Origin of the sequence: Streptomyces sp. NPDC048383 (assembly GCF_040651775.1) — a bacterium.
In the GTDB taxonomy this organism is placed as follows: Bacteria; Actinomycetota; Actinomycetes; order Streptomycetales; family Streptomycetaceae; genus Streptomyces.
On record NZ_JBEZKS010000022.1, the window covers coordinates 1 to 15,667 of the forward strand.

The window sequence follows — 15,667 nt, forward strand, 5'->3', positions numbered from 1 at the left end:
CTCCGCATTCGTCAAATCTCCCCGGCCAACCATGCTGACCAGCCTGGACCGAGACGCATGATCACATCAGGAGATCCAAGAAACAGAACCTAGCCCGAGCCCGGCCCCGCCCGGTCCCGCCCGCCGCCCACCCCGGTCGACGGCCCCCGCCGCGCGACGGCTACCGCTTGCGCGAGAGCGTCAGCCCGTCCGAGATCGCCAGCAGGACGGATTCCATCCGGGAGTCGGCCGCGACGTGCTCGTTGAACGCGTGCACGCTCGCGCCCCGGCTCTCCGGGGACTCGTCCAGGACGGTCCCGTGGAACAGGGTGTTGTCCGTGACGATGAGGCCGCCCGGGCGCAGCCGCGGCACGAGCTCCTCCCAGTAGAGGATCTGGCTCTGCTTGTCGGCGTCCACGTACGCCAGGTCGATGTGCTCCCGGGCCGGCATCGCGCGGAGCGTGTCCAGGGCGGGGGCGATGCGCAGGTCGATGCGGTCGGCGACGCCGGCGGCCTCCCAGGCCTCGCGCCCGTACGCCGTCCACTCCTCCGACACGTCGCAGGCGATGAGGCGGCCGTCGGCCGGGAGCGCCTGGGCCATGGACAGGGCGGAGAAGCCGGTGAAGGTGCCCACTTCCACGATGTGCCGCGCGCCCGTCAACCGGACGAGGAAGGCCAGCAGCGGCCCCTGTTCCTCCGCCGACTGCATGCCCGCCGACTGCGGGAACTTCTCGTGGGTCGTGGCGACCAGCCCCCGCTGGACGGCGTCCAGCGGGGGGTTGTGCGCCAGGACGTACTGGTAGAGCTCGTCAGTGATCTTGGTGCTGTTGCCCTTGGTCATGCGGTCAGTGTCGCAACCGTCCCGCCGAACGCGCGGATGATTTCCTCACCCGCCAGCACACCGACCGTCGTCAGGGCGGTGACCGACGGCGCCGTCCACCGCGCGTCGGCCAGCTCGCCGTGTCCCGGGCGCCAGCCGCGGTCCGCCGCGAGCAGCAGGTCGGCGTCCAGCAGGGAGTCGCCCGCCGCGAGCGTGGTGGTCGCACCCGTACGGCGGGCCACCTCGGCCATCGCGGCGCTCTTGGTGAGGGGTCGCGGCACCGCGTAGATCTTGCGGCCCTGGAGCGAGACCCCCCAGCCGCGCGCGTCCGCCCACTCGGCGAGCGACTTCAGCCATTCCTCGGGGACCAGCGCCCGTTCGACGACCAGGTACGCGAACAGGTCCTCGGCGATCCGCGCCTTGCGCAGCCACGCCGGGTCCGACACCGCGAGGAGGTGCTGGTGGACCTCCTCCAGCGGGGCGCACTCCTGCGCGAGGCGTCCGGCGACCGCCCGCCGCCAGTCCCGGTCGGGTACGCCGTCCACGAGCAGCTGCCCGCCGTTGGCGCAGATCGCGTACGGGGCCGGCCGGCCGGGGAAGCGGATGCGCTGGTACTGCTTGCGGGTCCGGGTCGTCGTGGGGACGAAGACCGCCGCGGGGTTCTCGGTCAGCTCCGCCAGCAGGGCGGCCGCCGTTTCCGTCATGAACGACAGGGGCTTGCTCTCGTGCACCTCGACGCACAGCAGCCGCGGGGCGACCGGATCGGGCATCGTCAGGCCGAGGGCGGCCGCCGAGTAGATGAGCGTGCGGTCGAGGTCACTGGCTACGAGGACAGTCACTTGGCGGACACGGCCTTTCCGTCGGCGCCCGTGGCGCCGCGCGTGAATCGGGGGTGGATGAGTCCTACGCACGTGTAGGGCAGTCCGTCGACCTCCTCGACCGGCACCCCGCGCTGCTCGGCGAGCAGACGTACGTGGTCCAGGTCGGCTCCGGCTCCGCGCTGGGCGAGGATCTTCCACGGGACGCGGCGCAGCAGCACCCGCGTCGTCTCGCCGACGCCGGGCTTGACCAGGTTCACGTCGTGGATGCCGTACTCCTCGCTGATCCGCTCCACCGCCGCCCAGCCCACCCAGGTGGGGGTGCGGTCGGCCGCGAGCAGCTCCTTGACCTCGTCGTCGACGGCGTCGGCGACGGCGTCGAAGCGGGCCGCGACGGCGTCGACGAAGCCGACGGAGACATCGGCTCCGGCGAGTTCGCGGTAGAACTTCGCGCCGTGGAAGTCGGCGGGCCCGACCAGGTCGGACCTCAGCACCGTACGCGAGACCAGTCCGGAGACGGTGGAGTTCAGGCAGGCCGAGGGGATCAGGAAGTCCTCGCGGGTGCCGTACGTGCGCACGCACGAGCCGGGGTCGGCGAGGACGACGATCTCCGGTTCGAAGCCCGGGAACGCGGCGAGGGCGTCCTTCAGTTCCCGGGTGATGGCGCCCTTGCCGGTCCAGCCGTCCACGAAGACGACGTCGGCGGGGTCGTGGTGCGCGGCCAGCCAGCGCAGCGCGTTGGTGTCGATGCCACGGCCGCGCACGATGGAGACGGCGTAGTGGGGCAGGTCCAGGCCGTGCCGGGCCTGCGCCCAGCGGCGCATCAGCACGCCGACGGGGGTGCCGGCGCGGGCCAGGGAGACCAGCACCGGGGAGGGCGAGCGTTCGGCGAGCACGGTCTCGGTGACGGTCCCGACCGCCCGGGCTATCCGGGTCGCGGAGCCGGCCAGGGCGCTGCGGTAGAGCTCCTGGTAGGCGTCGGAGGGCTGGTACTCGACGGGCAGGGACTCGGCGTAGTGCGCGCCGCCCGCCTGGATGGCCTCCTCCCGCTCCTCGGTCGGTGCCTCCAGCTCGACGCCGGAGAGGTCCTGGAGCAGCCAGCCGACGTCCTGGGCGGCGTACGAGGAGAAGGCCGGGCCGCGCAGCGGATCGGGCAGGGTCGGCTCGGACATGCTCGGCTCCAGCCGGTCGGATGCGTGGGACGACGGTGCGGGGGCCGGGGTCGCGGCGGACGAAGCCCCGCGCGGCCCCGGTACGTACGACGGTACGACGGCCAGCAGGACCCGGCCCGTGTGCGGGGCGAGGGCGGCGAGCAGGCCCGTGCGCAGCTCGGGGGTGTCGCCGGCCGAGTCGACGACGGCGACGACGGCGTCGAAGCCGGTCCCGTCGGTGCGGGCGACGTTGTAGGCGTAGCGGTCGCCGGGCCCGTCGGCCGGGGCGTCGTGGGCGGGGAAGACCAGCCGGGTGCGGATGGCGTAGCCGGGGTCGTCGACGGCCAGCACGGGCGAGCGGGTCGTGGTGGAGAACCGCACCTCGGCCGCCGCCCCGGACCGCTCCAGGGCCAGCGCGAGCCGCAGCGGCGCGTACATCAGCTCCTCGTTGCCGAGGACGAGGACCCGCCCGGGTTCCGCGCCCAGTGCGTCGGCGAGCCGGTCGGCGAGCCCGGGCAGGGCCGCCTCCAGGGCGGCGCGGTGCGCGGGGGTGAAGCCGTGCCGACCCCCGTCGGGGACCCCGGCGGGCCAGCCGAGCGCGACCCGCTCGACGGGCGCGACGTAGGCACCGGACCCGGTGGCGGCGCCGGGGGCACGGGAGCCGGCGGCGGCGCCCGCCCCGCCCTGCGCCGCGCTCTCGTACCGCTCGACCAGGGCCTGGCCCCTGCCCAGGACCCCCTCCGGGAGGGAGACCGTGCCGGCGGCCAGGGAGATCAGGTCGACGCGGGCGCCGATCTCGGCGGCGAAGTCGGTCAGCCGGTCCCGGTCCGCGGCCGAGCGCATGTCCACGAGGGCCACGACCACGTAGTGCGTGCGGGGGTGGCGGGCGTGCAGGTCGCGGATGGTGTTCAGGACCGTGTTGCCGGTGGAGAACTCGTCGTCGACGAGGACGAGCGGCCCGTCGCCGGCGAGCAGCAGCGGGTCCTCGGGGAGCAGCAGGTGCGAGGTGGCGTGCGAGTGCGCCTCCTCGAAGCCGCCGGCGGGCTCGACGCCGGGTACGGGTCGCCGGGTGGAGTGCAGGTAGGGGGCGGTGCCCAGGCCGTCGGCGACGCAGTGGCCGAGGCCCGTCGCGGTCTCCGCGTACCCGAGGACCACCGCCGTGGCTGCCGCTTCGGCGCCGAGCAGCTCGCGGACCCGCTCGCCGAGGCCGTACCCGGCGGCGTGGACGACCGCCGGGGACTGCGGGACGTGCTTGCCGAGCACCTGCGACACCAGCAGGTGGGCGCGCTTGGGGTTGCGCCGCAGGGCGAGCCCGAGCAGCTCGTCCAGCGGTGGCTGCGCCGGGTCGCCGCCGGCTTCCAGGGCCACGCCCAGCCGCTCCGCGACCCAGGTTCCCGTCCACACCTCGTCGATCGTCTTGCCCTTCTCCGTAGGAAGCTCCGTCGTGGAACGCTCCGTCGTCACCGGTCCGCTCACACCTGGAGACCGGCCGTGAGGAGGTCGACGAAGCCGACCTCCTCCCGCGCCACACCGAAGGCCTCCGCGCGCTGCATGGTGCGCTCGGCCCAGGCCCGGTGGGGCTTCACTTCGTTCATTTTGTTCGTATAAGACGATCGCAGCACCCCGCCACCGCCGCGCTCCGGGCGCAGGATGTCCTGGGCGTCGCTGAACTCCTCGTGCGAGACCACCGACAGGGCGTGCACGGGAGTCACGTGCGCGGGGTGGATGCAGGTCTTGCCCGTCAGCCCGTTGGCCCGGTCGAGCTCGATCTCGCGCAGTAGCCCGTCCAGGTCGTGCTCGATCAGCGCGGTGCGCAGTTCCTCCACCCCCTCCTCCATGAAGGGGCTGCGGCGCAGCTGCGGCTTGAAGAGTCGCTGCTGGCTGCGGAAGTACTCCCAGACCGGGCCGGTGACGGTGAACCCGGTCCCGTCGGCGCGGCTGAGGACGTTGACCACGTCAGCGATCACACCGGCCACGATCTGGACGTCGTAGGCGGTCATGTCCGGGGTGCGGCGCAGCCCGTACGCGGAGCAGAAGTCGGTCACGCCGAGGCGCAGGGCCAGGACGTGCTCGCGGTAGCGGTTGACGGTGCGCGAGATGCCCGCGAGGGCCTCGACCCGGGTTTCGAGGTGGAGGAGCTCCGGGGATTCGAGCACCGGCATGGCATACAGGTGGGGCAGTCCGGCGACGGCCTGTGCCTCGATGACGGCGTCGAGGAAGGCGGTACCACGGCTCTCGGTGAACTTGGGAAGCACGAATCCGGCCAGGTTCCGCACCGACCCGCCGAGCCGGCGGACCAGATCGGAAATCTGTTCGGGCGTGCGGATGCGGATGAACAGCAGCGGCAGCTCGGCCGCCTCCGGGCCGTCCGCGTCGAGGGCCGCGAACTGCCGGACGAGGTTCTCCTCGCCGTCGACGACATCGGCGTCACTGATGGAATCCTCCAGGCAGAGGACCATCGAGACGACTCCGAGGGCGGCCTGCTTGCGGATGTCGGCAGCCAGGTTCGGCCGGGTGGCGGGGCTGTACAGGGTGGCTCCGAGCGCGGCGGCCAGCGTGCGGGCGGGGGACGCGAGGGTGAATTCCGTGGGCTCCTGGTGGAAGAGCTCCTTCCGGACGCTGGGCGAAATGTGCCCGAAGTGACGCATGCGCTTCCCCCGTACTGCCTCGGCGGCCCAACTGGCGTGGCCGGTAATAGTACGTACGAATAGGAGTCAAGAGTTCCTCAAGCACATGAAGTTCAGGTAACCCTCTTGCACCATGCCCAGCTCGCACGTTCGGTACAAGGCCCAACGGGGGGCCGCATTGTCCCGGTCGGGCCCGGGAGGGCAGGATGACGGGCATGACGCACGCGATGCAGAAGGGCTCGAACATCCCGGTGGCCGCCGTGGCGGTCCGGGCGGTGCTGCGCTGGTCCACAGGGCCCGAGGTGCCGGACGTGGACGCCTCGGCGCTGCTCGTGGGCGCGGACGGGCGCGTGCGCTCGGACGAGGACTTCGTGTTCTACAACCAGCCCCGGCACCCCTCGGGGGCCGTGTGGCGGCTGGGGAAGAAGCAGCTCGGCGACGGGGTCACGGACGCCGTCCAGGCCGACCTGCGCGCCGTCCCCCCCGAGGTGGACCGGATCCTGGTGGTCGCCTCGGCCGAGGACGTCCCCTTCGAGAAGGTCCACGACCTGCGCATCCTGCTCTACGACGCCACCCCCGGCGGCCGCCCCGAACCGCTCGCCCACTTCGACGTGCGGCCGGAGACGGGCGCCGAGACCGCGCTGATCTGCGGCGAGCTGTACCGCCGGGGCGACGGCTGGAAGTTCCGCGCACTCGGCGAGGGCTACTCCGACGGGCTGATCGGGTTGGCGACCGACCACGGGATCTCCGTGGACGAGAACGCCGCCGAGGCGGCCTCCGAGGAGTCCGCCGGGGAGGCCGGAGCCTCCGCGCCCGGCACCGGGCCCACGGCGGAGCAGACGGCCGCCATGCGCCCGCCGGTCCCGGCCCCGCCCACGCAGGCCCCGCCCGCGGTGCAGCCCGCGTACGGGTACCCGCAGCCGGTGTCCCCGGTACCGGTGCCGTCCCCGGGCGGCGACCCGTCGTTCCGGCTGCCGGTGCAGGGCCCCCAGTTCATCCGCCGCTGAGGCACCAGCCGCCCGCCGCGCCCCGACCCCGCCCGTGCGCGGACGGGCGCGGACGGGCGGGATGGGCTCCCGCGGGTCCGGCTTCCCGCCCGGGCCGGCCCGTCAGCTCTTGGCGCTCTTGTAGCCCCGCCCCCACTGGAGCCCCCACCCGTACAGGCGGTCCAGCTCGGCCTGGAACCCGTAGACGAACTTCACCTCGCGGCGCACGATCAGCTCGCCCTTGACGTTCTCCAGGGACAGGACGGCGCAGGAGCGGGCCTGCGGATGCCGTTCCTCCAGCGGTATCTCGATCCTCGGCCCGGTGACCGGATACAGGGTGACCAGGGCGTGCGTCCGGTCGAAGGCCGGGGTCTGGTCGTAGATGTAGACGAAGACGAGCAGCCGCTTGATGTCCTCGGCGTGGTCGAGGTTGATGTAGAGCGTCTCCCCCGAGGCCGAGCCGAACCGGTCGTCGCCGCTGAGCTTCACGTACGGCGGGTCGTTGAGGTCGCCGAGGAGGTTCCCCAGCGGCTGCACGGCGCCCCGCGTGCCGTCGGTCAGCTCGTACAGGCAGCCCATGTCGAGGTCGACGTTGACCATGCCCTGGGTGTGGGCCTGCACCATCTCGGGCTTGAACAGCTTGAACGGGTGCCGCAACAACTGCCCGCTCTGTCCTGAGCGGCCGCCGAAGTCGGAGGTCCGCATCCGCCAGGAGAGGTTGACGCGCAGGTTGCCGTGGACCGCCTGCTGCTTGGTGAGCGACACCGTCGGATGTCGTTTCGTCAGTTCGATGGCGTTCGACGAGGCGTGCCCCGAATCGAACCCCATGGCACGCGCGCCCCTGATCCCGTCGAAGAACCCCATGGTCCCCTGCCCCCTGCTTCGTCACGAGTACGAACCCCTCACACGTACGGAAGCGGGGCGGCCCGCCGGGTCCGTGGACCCGACCGGCCGCCCCGCACTTGGAGCGTTCCGCATTGTCACCGGGGTCATGCCTCGGCGGCGGCACCCTCCTGCAGTTCCAGGCGCTTGTTGCGGCGCAGCGAGGACCAGAAGGACCAGCCGATGAGCACCACGCCGACGAGGCCGGTGATGACCTCGTTGATCTCGTACTGGATGGTGACGAGCAGGATCACGGCCAGCGCGCCGATGGCGTAGTGGGCGCCGTGCTCCAGGTACACGTAGTCGTCGAGGGTGCCCTGGCGGACCAGGTAGACCGTCAGCGACCGGACGTACATGGCACCGATGCCGAGGCCGAGGGCCATCAGCACGATGTCGTTGGTGATGGCGAAGGCGCCGATGACCCCGTCGAAGGAGAAGGAGGCGTCGAGGACTTCGAGGTAGAGGAACATGAAGAAGGCGGCCTTGCCGGCCATGGCAACGGCCGATACGGGCTTGCCGGTCCGCTTGGCCGCTTCCTCCGCCTCGTGCTCGGCTTCCTCCTCCTCCTCCAGCTTGTTCTCGAAGTAGCCGGAGAGACCGCCCACGACCATGTAGGTGATCAGGCCGAGGATGCCGGAGATCAGGACGGTCTGCGCCTTGTCGACGTGCATGCCACCGTGCTGGTGGGCGTTGGTGGCGAAGGTCATCGCGGTGATGGCCAGGATGATGAGCGCGATGCACGCGGACAGCATGTCGATCTTGCCGAGCTTGGCGAGCGGACGCTCCAGCCAGGCGAGCCACTTGATGTCACGGTCCTCGAAAATGAAGTCGAGGAAGATCATCAGGAGGAACATGCCACCGAAGGCGGCAATGGACGGGTGGGCGTCCGTGACGAGCTGCTGGTACTGGTCCTTGTCGGACAGCGCGAGGTCGACCGCCTCGATCGGCCCGATCTTGGCGCTGATCGCCACGATGACGACGGGGAAGACCAAGCGCATGCCGAACACCGCGATCAGGATGCCGATCGTGAGGAAGATCTTCTGCCAGAAGGCATTCATCTTCTTCAGGATTCCGGCGTTGACCACCGCATTGTCGAAGGACAGCGAGATCTCCAGGACGGACAGGATCGCCACGATCCCGAAGGCCTGCCACCCCCCGTAGAACACCGCTGCGACCAGACCGAGCGCAGTGATTGCGAACGACCAGCCGAAGGTTTTGAGAACCACTGGCACCCCATCGTCTTGTACGGCTTTACGAAACGTTGACCCCGAAGTCTAGAGCGATGCCGCGCAGGCCTGACGCGTACCCCTGCCCTACGGCCCTGAACTTCCATTCGCCGCCGTACCGGTAGACCTCGCCGAAGATCATCGCGGTCTCGGAGGAGGCGTCCTCGGTCAGGTCGTAGCGGGCCAACTCCTGGTCGTCCGCCATGTTCACGACGCGGATGAACGCGTTGCTGATCTGGCCGAAGCTCTGCCGGCGGGCGTCCGCGTCGTGGATCGACACCGGGAAGACGATCTTGTCCACGTTCGCCGGGACCTTGGTGAGGTCGATGATGATCGACTCGTCGTCACCCTCGCCCTCTCCCGTGAGGTTGTCCCCGGTGTGCTCGACGGAGCCCTCGGGGCTCTTGAGGTTGTTGTAGAAGATGAAGTACGCGTCCCCGAGCACCCGGCCGCTGTTGCACAGCAGCGCGCTGGCATCGAGGTCGAAGTCGGCCCCCGTGGTCGAGCGCGCGTCCCATCCCAGTCCCACCAGAACCCGGGTCAGGTTCGGTGCGGCCTTGGACAGGGATACGTTGCCCCCCTTGGCGAGTGTGACGCCCATGATGTGGTCCTCCCCGGACGACGTGATGTGGTGGCAAAGCCGGTCCGGCGCCGTACACACAGTGCACGGCGCCGGACTGACTGACTGCGGTGGGCTCAGACGTTGACGCCGAAGTCCTGCGCGATGCCGCGCAGGCCCGAGGCGTAACCCTGGCCGATGGCACGGAACTTCCACTCCGCGCCGTTGCGGTACAGCTCGCCGAAGACCATGGCGGTCTCGGTCGAGGCGTCCTCGGAGAGGTCGTAGCGGGCGAGCTCGGTGTTGTCGGCCTGGTTCACGACGCGGATGTACGCGTTGCGGACCTGACCGAAGCTCTGCTGGCGACCCTCAGCCTCGTAGATCGAGACGGGGAAGACGATCTTGGAGACGTCGGCGGGAACGCCGGCGAGGTTGACCTTGATGGCCTCGTCGTCGCCCTCGCCCTCACCGGTGGTGTTGTCACCGGTGTGCTCCACCGAGCCGTCCGGGCTCTTCAGGTTGTTGAAGAACACGAAGTTCGAGTCGCTGGCGACCTTGCCCTGGTCGTTGGTCAGGATCGCGCTGGCGTCGAGGTCGAAGTCGACACCGGTGGTGGTGCGAGCGTCCCAGCCCAGACCGACGATGACCGCCGTCAGGTTAGGCGCGGCCTTGGTCAGCGAGACGTTGCCGCCCTTGCTGAGGCTGACTCCCACGGGTCCTCCATTGGGTATGTGTCCGGGGCGGGGCCCCGTCGTGCGGTTGCTACCGGATCAACGTGTCGATCCTAGTGACGGGTTCCCGTTCGTACACGGTTTTGGTACGGAATCTGCCCGAGGCCCTCAGAGGCTGTCGAGGGCCTCGATGTACTCGTTCAGGTCACGGGCGTCGGGCAGTCCGTTGACGACCGTCCAGCGCACGACGCCGTCCTTGTCGATGATGAAGGTGCCGCGCACCGCGCAGCCCTTGTCCTCGTCGAAGACCCCGTAGGCGCGGGAGGTCTCCCCGTGCGGCCAGAAGTCGGACAGCAGGGGGTAGTCGAGGTTCTCCTGCTCGCCGAAGACGCGCAGGGTCGGCACCGAGTCGTTGGAGACGGCGAGGAGCTGGACCTCGTCGTTCTGGAAACGCGGCAGCTGGTCGCGCAGCTCGCACAGTTCGCCGGTGCAGACGCCCGTGAAGGCGAACGGGTAGAAGAGCAGCACCACGGCCTTCTCGCCCCGGAAGTCGGAGAGCCGCACGGTGGCGCCGTGGTTGTCCTTGAGCTCGAAGTCCGGAGCCTTGTCGCCGACCTCGATGGCCATCTCGCATCCCTTCGTTTCTGCATTCCTGCATTCCCGCACGCGCCCGTTGGACCGTTCGGGTGAGCCCGTCGGTCCCGGGGGCCAGCCTATGGGGTGAGCGGCCCGTCCGGGTGGGCGCGTACCGCCCCGAAAACGACCGCGCCCCACCGACCTCGGGGTGATCCGGGTCGGCGGGGCGGGTCCGCTCGTCTGCGGGGGTTCGGCTCAGCGCTTCTTGGCGGCGGCCTTCGGGGTCGTCAGCTTGACGGCGGTCCAGTCGTCGCCCACCTTGACGGGCTTCGCCTGGGACAGACCGGCGGTCTCGACGGCCTCGCTGATGTCGCTGGCCTGCACGAAGCCGTCACGGCCCGTCTTGGGGGTCAGCAGCAGGACGACGGAGTTCTCATCGACCAGTTCGATGGCATCGACCAGCGCATCCGTCAGGTCACCGTCCTCATCCCGGAACCAGAGGATCACGGCGTCGACCTCGTCGTCGTAATCCTCATCGACGAGTTCGCTGACGTGCTTCTCAACGGCGTCACGGAAATCCTGATCGACGTCGTCGTCGTAGCCGATCTCCTGGACCACCTGTTCGGACTGGAAGCCAAGTCGAGTGACCGGGCTCTCCGCGTGGTCCGCGGTCGCGCTCACGGTGTGCCTCCTGCTCATGTTCGGTGAATGTCTTTCGGCGGCGCGCGTACGCGCAGCATTGGGCGTAGTCCACACGGGCGCGGCGGATCGCGCAAGTACCCGGCCGCCGAGACCGTCGAAACGGTGACGATTGCGGCCGTCTCGCCGCAACTTTCAGGCTTCCCTCAAACGCCCCTGGTGATTCATCCCACACCATTGCGGCTCATTCGGCACGGCAGGAGGACTTTCCTACTTGTTTGAGGGACGAACGACCTCACGAACCCGATGATCGACCTGGGCGTAAGGTTGCGAGATGGACCTGCCCGCTCGTCCGCTCCTTCGCCGCTCCAGGTGTTACCCAGGGGTAGAGGTGAAGATTTCGGTCGAGCGTAAGACCATGGGAGGCGGCGACCCAAGGCACGACTCCCCCGACAGCGAAGGAACAGCGTGGCTTCCGCATCCGATCGCAATCCGATCATCATTGGCGGCCTGCCGAGTCAGGTCCCGGACTTCGATCCGGAGGAGACGCAGGAGTGGCTCGACTCCCTGGACGCCGCAGTCGACGAACGGGGCCGTGAACGCGCCCGCTACCTGATGCTGCGGCTGATCGAGCGGGCCCGCGAGAAGCGCGTGGCCGTGCCGGAGATGCGCAGCTCGGACTACGTCAACACCATCGCCACCAAGGACGAGCCGTTCTTCCCCGGCAACGAGGAGATCGAGCGCAAGGTCCTCAACGCCACCCGGTGGAACGCGGCCGTCATGGTCTCCCGCGCCCAGCGTCCCGGGATCGGTGTCGGCGGGCACATCGCGACCTTCGCCTCCTCCGCCTCCCTCTACGACGTGGGCTTCAACCACTTCTTCCGGGGCAAGGACGAGGGCGACGGCGGCGACCAGATCTTCTTCCAGGGCCACGCCTCGCCGGGCATCTACGCGCGCGCCTACCTCCTGGACCGGCTCTCCGAGCAGCAGCTCGACGCGTTCCGGCAGGAGAAGTCGAAGGCCCCGTACGGCCTGTCCAGCTACCCGCACCCGCGGCTGATGCCGGACTTCTGGGAGTTCCCGACCGTCTCGATGGGCCTCGGTCCGCTCGGCGCGATCTACCAGGCGCGGATGAACCGGTACATGCAGGCGCGCGGGATCGCGGACACCTCCAAGTCCCACGTGTGGGCGTACCTGGGCGACGGCGAGATGGACGAGCCGGAGTCGCTCGGCCAGTTGTCCATCGCCGCCCGCGAGGGCCTCGACAACCTGACGTTCGTCGTCAACTGCAACCTCCAGCGCCTCGACGGTCCGGTGCGCGGCAACGGGAAGATCATCCAGGAACTGGAGTCGATCTTCCGCGGTGCCGGCTGGAACGTCATCAAGCTGATCTGGGACCGTTCCTGGGACCCGCTGCTGGCCCAGGACCGCGACGGCATCCTGGTCAACAAGATGAACTCGACGCCGGACGGGCAGTTCCAGACGTACGCGACGGAGTCCGGCGCGTACATCCGGGAGCACTTCTTCGGCGGTGACCAGCGGCTGCGCGCGATGGTCGAGAACATGAGCGACCAGCAGATCCAGCACCTGGGCCGCGGTGGTCACGACCACAAGAAGGTCTACGCGGCCTACGCGGCGGCCAAGGCCCACAAGGGTCAGCCGACGGTGATCCTGGCGCAGACGGTCAAGGGCTGGACGCTCGGCCCGAACTTCGAGGGCCGCAACGCCACCCACCAGATGAAGAAGCTGACGGTCGACGACCTCAAGCGCTTCCGCGACCGGCTGCACATCCCGGTCACCGACAAGCAGCTGGAGGGCGGCGCCCCGCCGTACTACCACCCGGGCCGCAACTCGCCGGAGATCCAGTACATGCACGACCAGCGCAGCGCGCACGGCGGCTGGGTGCCGACCCGCGTGGTGCGCGCGAAGCCGCTCCAGCTGCCGGACGAGAAGACGTACGCGGCCGCCAAGAAGGGTTCGGGGCAGCAGTCGATCGCCACGACGATGGCCTTCGTCCGCATCCTGAAGGACCTGATGCGGGACAAGGAGATCGGCAAGCGCTTCGTGCTGATCGCGCCGGACGAGTACCGCACCTTCGGCATGGACGCCTTCTTCCCGAGCGCCAAGATCTACAACCCGCTGGGGCAGCAGTACGAGGCGGTCGACCGCGAGCTGCTGCTCGCGTACAAGGAGTCCCCGACCGGCCAGATGCTGCACGACGGCATTTCGGAGGCGGGTTGCACGGCGTCGCTGATCGCCGCGGGTTCCGCGTACGCGACGCACGGCGAGCCGCTGATCCCGGTCTACGTCTTCTACTCGATGTTCGGTTTCCAGCGCACCGGTGACCAGTTCTGGCAGATGGCCGACCAGCTGGCGCGCGGTTTCGTGCTCGGCGCGACCGCCGGTCGGACCACCCTCACGGGTGAGGGACTCCAGCACGCCGACGGTCACTCCCAGCTGCTGGCGTCGACGAACCCGGGCTGCGTCGCGTACGACCCGGCGTACGGGTACGAGATCGCGCACATCGTCAAGGACGGTCTGCGGCGCATGTACGGGCCGACGGAGACGAACCAGCCCGGTGAGGACGTCTTCTACTACCTGACGGTCTACAACGAGCCGATCCAGCACCCGGCCGAGCCGGCGGACGTGGACGTCGACGGGATCCTCAAGGGCATCCACCGGGTGTCGCGGGGCAGCTCCGGCACCGTGGGGGCGCAGATCATGGCCTCGGGCGTGGCCGTGCCGTGGGCCCTGGAGGCCCAGCGGATCCTTGGCGCGGACTGGGGCGTGAAGGCGGACGTCTGGTCGGCGACCTCCTGGAACGAGCTGCGTCGCGAGGCCGTCGCGGTGGAGGAGCACAACCTGCTCCACCCGGAGGAGGAGCAGCGCGTCCCGTACGTGACGCGGAAGCTGTCGGGTGCCGAAGGTCCGTTCGTGGCGGTCTCGGACTGGATGCGCGCGGTCCCGGACCAGATCTCCCGGTGGGTGCCGGGCCCCTACACCTCGCTGGGCGCGGACGGCTTCGGCTTCGCGGACACCCGGGGTGCGGCGCGGCGGTTCTTCCACATCGACGCGGAGTCGGTGGTCCTCTCGGTGCTGACCGAGCTGGCCAAGGAGAACAAGATCGACCGTTCGGTGTTGAAGCAGGCCATCGACCGCTACCAGCTCCTGGACGTGGCGGCCGCGGACCCGGGTCCGGCGGGCGGCGACGCCTGACGGCCGGTCGGTGAGGTGAGGGCGGCGGCCCCCGGGGACTCCCCGGGGGCCGCCGTCGTCGGGTGCGGTCCCTACGATGCCCGTCATGAAGGAAACCTCCCGCTTGCTGCTGTGGGAGCGGCGGAGCCAGATGCCGCTGCTCGTCCTGGCCGTGGCGTTCGCCGTCGCGTACGCCGTTCCGATCGTGGCCCCGGATGCCGACGCGGGCGTGCAGCGGTGGTGCGCGGTCACCGAGTGGGTGGTGTGGGCGGCCTTCGCCGCCGACTACCTGGTGCGCCTGGGCCTCTCGCCGGCCCGGAAGGCTTTCGTCCGGACGCACTGGCTCGACCTGGCGGCGGTGCTGCTGCCGCTGATCCAGCCGCTGCGGCTGCTGCGGCTGGTGTCGACGCTGATGCTGGTGGGCCGGCGGGCGCGGATGGCGCCGCAGGTCCAGCTGACGACGTACGTCGCGGGCGCGGTGGTGGGCCTGCTGATGTTCGGTTCGCTGGCCGTGCTGAGCGTGGAGCGGGACGCCCCCGAGGGCAACATCAAGAACCTGGGCGACGCGGTGTGGTGGTCGTTCACCACCATGACGACGGTGGGCTACGGCGACCACTCCCCCACCACCGGGCTCGGCCGGGTGCTGGCGGTGGGGCTGATGCTGTCGGGGATCGCGCTGCTCGGTGTGGTGACGGCCAACATCGCCGCCTGGTTCATCGCCCGCTTCGAGCGCGACGACCAGGTGGAGCGGCTCCAACTGGCGGCGGTGCGCGAACTGCGGGACGAGGTACGGGCGCTGCGCGCCGAGGTCGCCCGGCTGGGCCCGCTCGCGCAGGCCGCCGCCGGCCCGGCGGCACCGGTCGTCCCCACCCCGGCGGCCGGCCCGGCCGACCCGGCCGCCGGGGGCGACGTACCGCCGTCGCGGACGCCGGAGGCCGCCGGGGTGGCGTCGCGGGGCACGACCTAGTGCTGTGGCCGGAAAGGCCGGGGGACCTTTCCGGGCACAGCACTAGCGTTCCCAGACCTTGAACGCCCTCACCTGGTAGGGCGACTGGGGCAGCAGGACCCCGTCGCCCGGGTAGGTCTGGAACTCGCCGGTCTCGGCGCACTCGGCCGACTGGTAGGTGGTCACGGGACGGCCGGTCCGGTTGACCAGGGACTGGGCGGTGGTTCCGGCGGGCATGGCGGTGCAGCTGTTGATGTCCAGGGTGCTGAGTTCGTGGCTCTGCCGGGTTCCCTTGAACTCCGGTTTGGCCCACAGGCACAGCTGCCCCGTGGCGCAGGCCGCGTACGGCGGCGGGCCGGCGGCGTGCGCGCGGCCGGCCGTACCGGGGACGAAGGCGGTGGCGGCCAGGACGGTGGCGGCGAGTGCGGTGAGGCGTGCGGTGCTCCACGTACGCATGACGGATCAGCTCCTTGGTGGACGGAGGAGCCCCGGACCGTTTCCGAGGTTTCCGTCGCCACCACGCTGACCTGCGAAGACGCCGGTACGGAAGGGGCTGCGGGCGGGTCCACCCTGATAGGCGACAGCCCCGCCG

The 15,667-nt window shown here is 70.2% G+C and carries 14 protein-coding genes; 3 read left to right on the forward strand and 11 right to left on the reverse strand.

Annotation, left to right across the window (positions count from 1 at the left end; all coding sequences use genetic code 11):
* Positions 1-160: 160 nt before the first annotated feature.
* Genes AB0D46_RS17325 through AB0D46_RS17340 form a run of 4 tightly spaced genes read right to left on the reverse strand, consistent with a single transcriptional unit; the run spans position 161 to position 5,416 of the window.
* The gene (locus tag AB0D46_RS17325) at positions 161-820 is read right to left on the reverse strand and encodes a class I SAM-dependent methyltransferase (protein WP_362878205.1); all 660 of its coding nucleotides are present in this window, start codon (positions 818-820) and stop codon (positions 161-163) included.
* The gene (locus tag AB0D46_RS17330) at positions 817-1,638 is read right to left on the reverse strand and encodes an HAD family hydrolase (RefSeq protein ID WP_362878207.1); all 822 of its coding nucleotides are present in this window, start codon (positions 1,636-1,638) and stop codon (positions 817-819) included. The genes AB0D46_RS17325 and AB0D46_RS17330 overlap by 4 nt, the downstream gene beginning before the upstream one ends.
* Positions 1,635-4,181 (reverse strand): phosphoribosyltransferase, encoded by a 2,547-nt coding sequence (locus AB0D46_RS17335; RefSeq protein WP_362878368.1) that lies wholly within the window; start codon positions 4,179-4,181, stop codon positions 1,635-1,637. Before AB0D46_RS17335 ends, AB0D46_RS17330 begins: the two co-directional genes overlap by 4 nt.
* A 59-nt stretch (positions 4,182-4,240) precedes the next feature.
* Positions 4,241-5,416: an HpcH/HpaI aldolase/citrate lyase family protein gene (locus tag AB0D46_RS17340; protein ID WP_362878209.1), complete on the reverse strand. Its 1,176-nt coding sequence runs from the start codon at positions 5,414-5,416 to the stop codon at positions 4,241-4,243.
* A 194-nt stretch (positions 5,417-5,610) separates the two neighbouring features.
* Here AB0D46_RS17340 and AB0D46_RS17345 point away from each other — a divergent pair, with 194 nt between their 5' ends.
* Positions 5,611-6,402 carry a TerD family protein gene (locus tag AB0D46_RS17345; protein ID WP_362878370.1) on the forward strand — a complete coding sequence of 264 codons (792 nt, stop codon included), beginning with the start codon at positions 5,611-5,613 and terminating at the stop codon, positions 6,400-6,402.
* A gap of 102 nt (positions 6,403-6,504) precedes the next feature.
* Here AB0D46_RS17345 and AB0D46_RS17350 read toward each other — a convergent pair whose 3' ends face one another.
* From AB0D46_RS17350 to AB0D46_RS17375, 6 genes are all read right to left on the reverse strand, one after another.
* Positions 6,505-7,245, reverse strand: coding sequence for a Tellurium resistance (locus tag AB0D46_RS17350; RefSeq protein WP_362878211.1), 741 nt, complete (start codon positions 7,243-7,245; stop codon positions 6,505-6,507).
* Positions 7,246-7,370: 125 nt separating this feature from the next.
* Positions 7,371-8,489: a DUF475 domain-containing protein gene (locus tag AB0D46_RS17355; protein WP_362878213.1), complete on the reverse strand. Its 1,119-nt coding sequence runs from the start codon at positions 8,487-8,489 to the stop codon at positions 7,371-7,373.
* A 25-nt stretch (positions 8,490-8,514) separates the two neighbouring features.
* Positions 8,515-9,090 (reverse strand): TerD family protein, encoded by a 576-nt coding sequence (locus AB0D46_RS17360; RefSeq protein ID WP_362878215.1) that lies wholly within the window; start codon positions 9,088-9,090, stop codon positions 8,515-8,517.
* Positions 9,091-9,185: 95 nt separating this feature from the next.
* Positions 9,186-9,761 carry a TerD family protein gene (locus AB0D46_RS17365; protein WP_362878217.1) on the reverse strand — a complete coding sequence of 192 codons (576 nt, stop codon included), beginning with the start codon at positions 9,759-9,761 and terminating at the stop codon, positions 9,186-9,188.
* A gap of 126 nt (positions 9,762-9,887) precedes the next feature.
* Positions 9,888-10,346 (reverse strand): peroxiredoxin, encoded by a 459-nt coding sequence (locus AB0D46_RS17370; protein WP_362878219.1) that lies wholly within the window; start codon positions 10,344-10,346, stop codon positions 9,888-9,890.
* 204 nt (positions 10,347-10,550) lie between these two features.
* On the reverse strand, positions 10,551-10,976 hold the full coding sequence (locus AB0D46_RS17375) for a DUF3052 domain-containing protein (RefSeq protein WP_362878220.1): 426 nt from the start codon (positions 10,974-10,976) through the stop codon (positions 10,551-10,553).
* A 426-nt stretch (positions 10,977-11,402) separates the two neighbouring features.
* Between AB0D46_RS17375 and aceE the strand changes: the two genes are divergently transcribed.
* A complete protein-coding gene (gene aceE, locus AB0D46_RS17380; protein ID WP_362878222.1) occupies positions 11,403-14,150 on the forward strand; it encodes a pyruvate dehydrogenase (acetyl-transferring), homodimeric type in 2,748 nt (915 codons plus the stop codon).
* An 85-nt stretch (positions 14,151-14,235) separates the two neighbouring features.
* Entirely contained in the window at positions 14,236-15,096 is an 861-nt protein-coding gene (locus tag AB0D46_RS17385) for a potassium channel family protein (protein ID WP_362878224.1), read from the forward strand.
* A gap of 42 nt (positions 15,097-15,138) precedes the next feature.
* Here the strand turns inward: AB0D46_RS17385 and AB0D46_RS17390 are convergent, their stop codons facing one another.
* A complete protein-coding gene (locus AB0D46_RS17390) occupies positions 15,139-15,531 on the reverse strand; it encodes a peptidase inhibitor family I36 protein (protein WP_362878225.1) in 393 nt (130 codons plus the stop codon).
* Positions 15,532-15,667 lie beyond the last annotated feature (136 nt).

Coding starts and splice junctions, on each gene's coding strand:
- AB0D46_RS17350 (WP_362878211.1), bottom strand. CDS start 7,245: ATGGGGTTCTTCGACGGGATCAGGGGCGCGCGTGCCATGGGGTTCGAT.
- AB0D46_RS17340 (WP_362878209.1), bottom strand. CDS start 5,416: ATGCGTCACTTCGGGCACATTTCGCCCAGCGTCCGGAAGGAGCTCTTC.
- AB0D46_RS17325 (WP_362878205.1), bottom strand. CDS start 820: ATGACCAAGGGCAACAGCACCAAGATCACTGACGAGCTCTACCAGTAC.
- AB0D46_RS17390 (WP_362878225.1), bottom strand. CDS start 15,531: ATGCGTACGTGGAGCACCGCACGCCTCACCGCACTCGCCGCCACCGTC.
- AB0D46_RS17345 (WP_362878370.1), top strand. CDS start 5,611: ATGACGCACGCGATGCAGAAGGGCTCGAACATCCCGGTGGCCGCCGTG.
- AB0D46_RS17370 (WP_362878219.1), bottom strand. CDS start 10,346: ATGGCCATCGAGGTCGGCGACAAGGCTCCGGACTTCGAGCTCAAGGAC.
- AB0D46_RS17385 (WP_362878224.1), top strand. CDS start 14,236: ATGAAGGAAACCTCCCGCTTGCTGCTGTGGGAGCGGCGGAGCCAGATG.
- AB0D46_RS17360 (WP_362878215.1), bottom strand. CDS start 9,090: ATGGGCGTCACACTCGCCAAGGGGGGCAACGTATCCCTGTCCAAGGCC.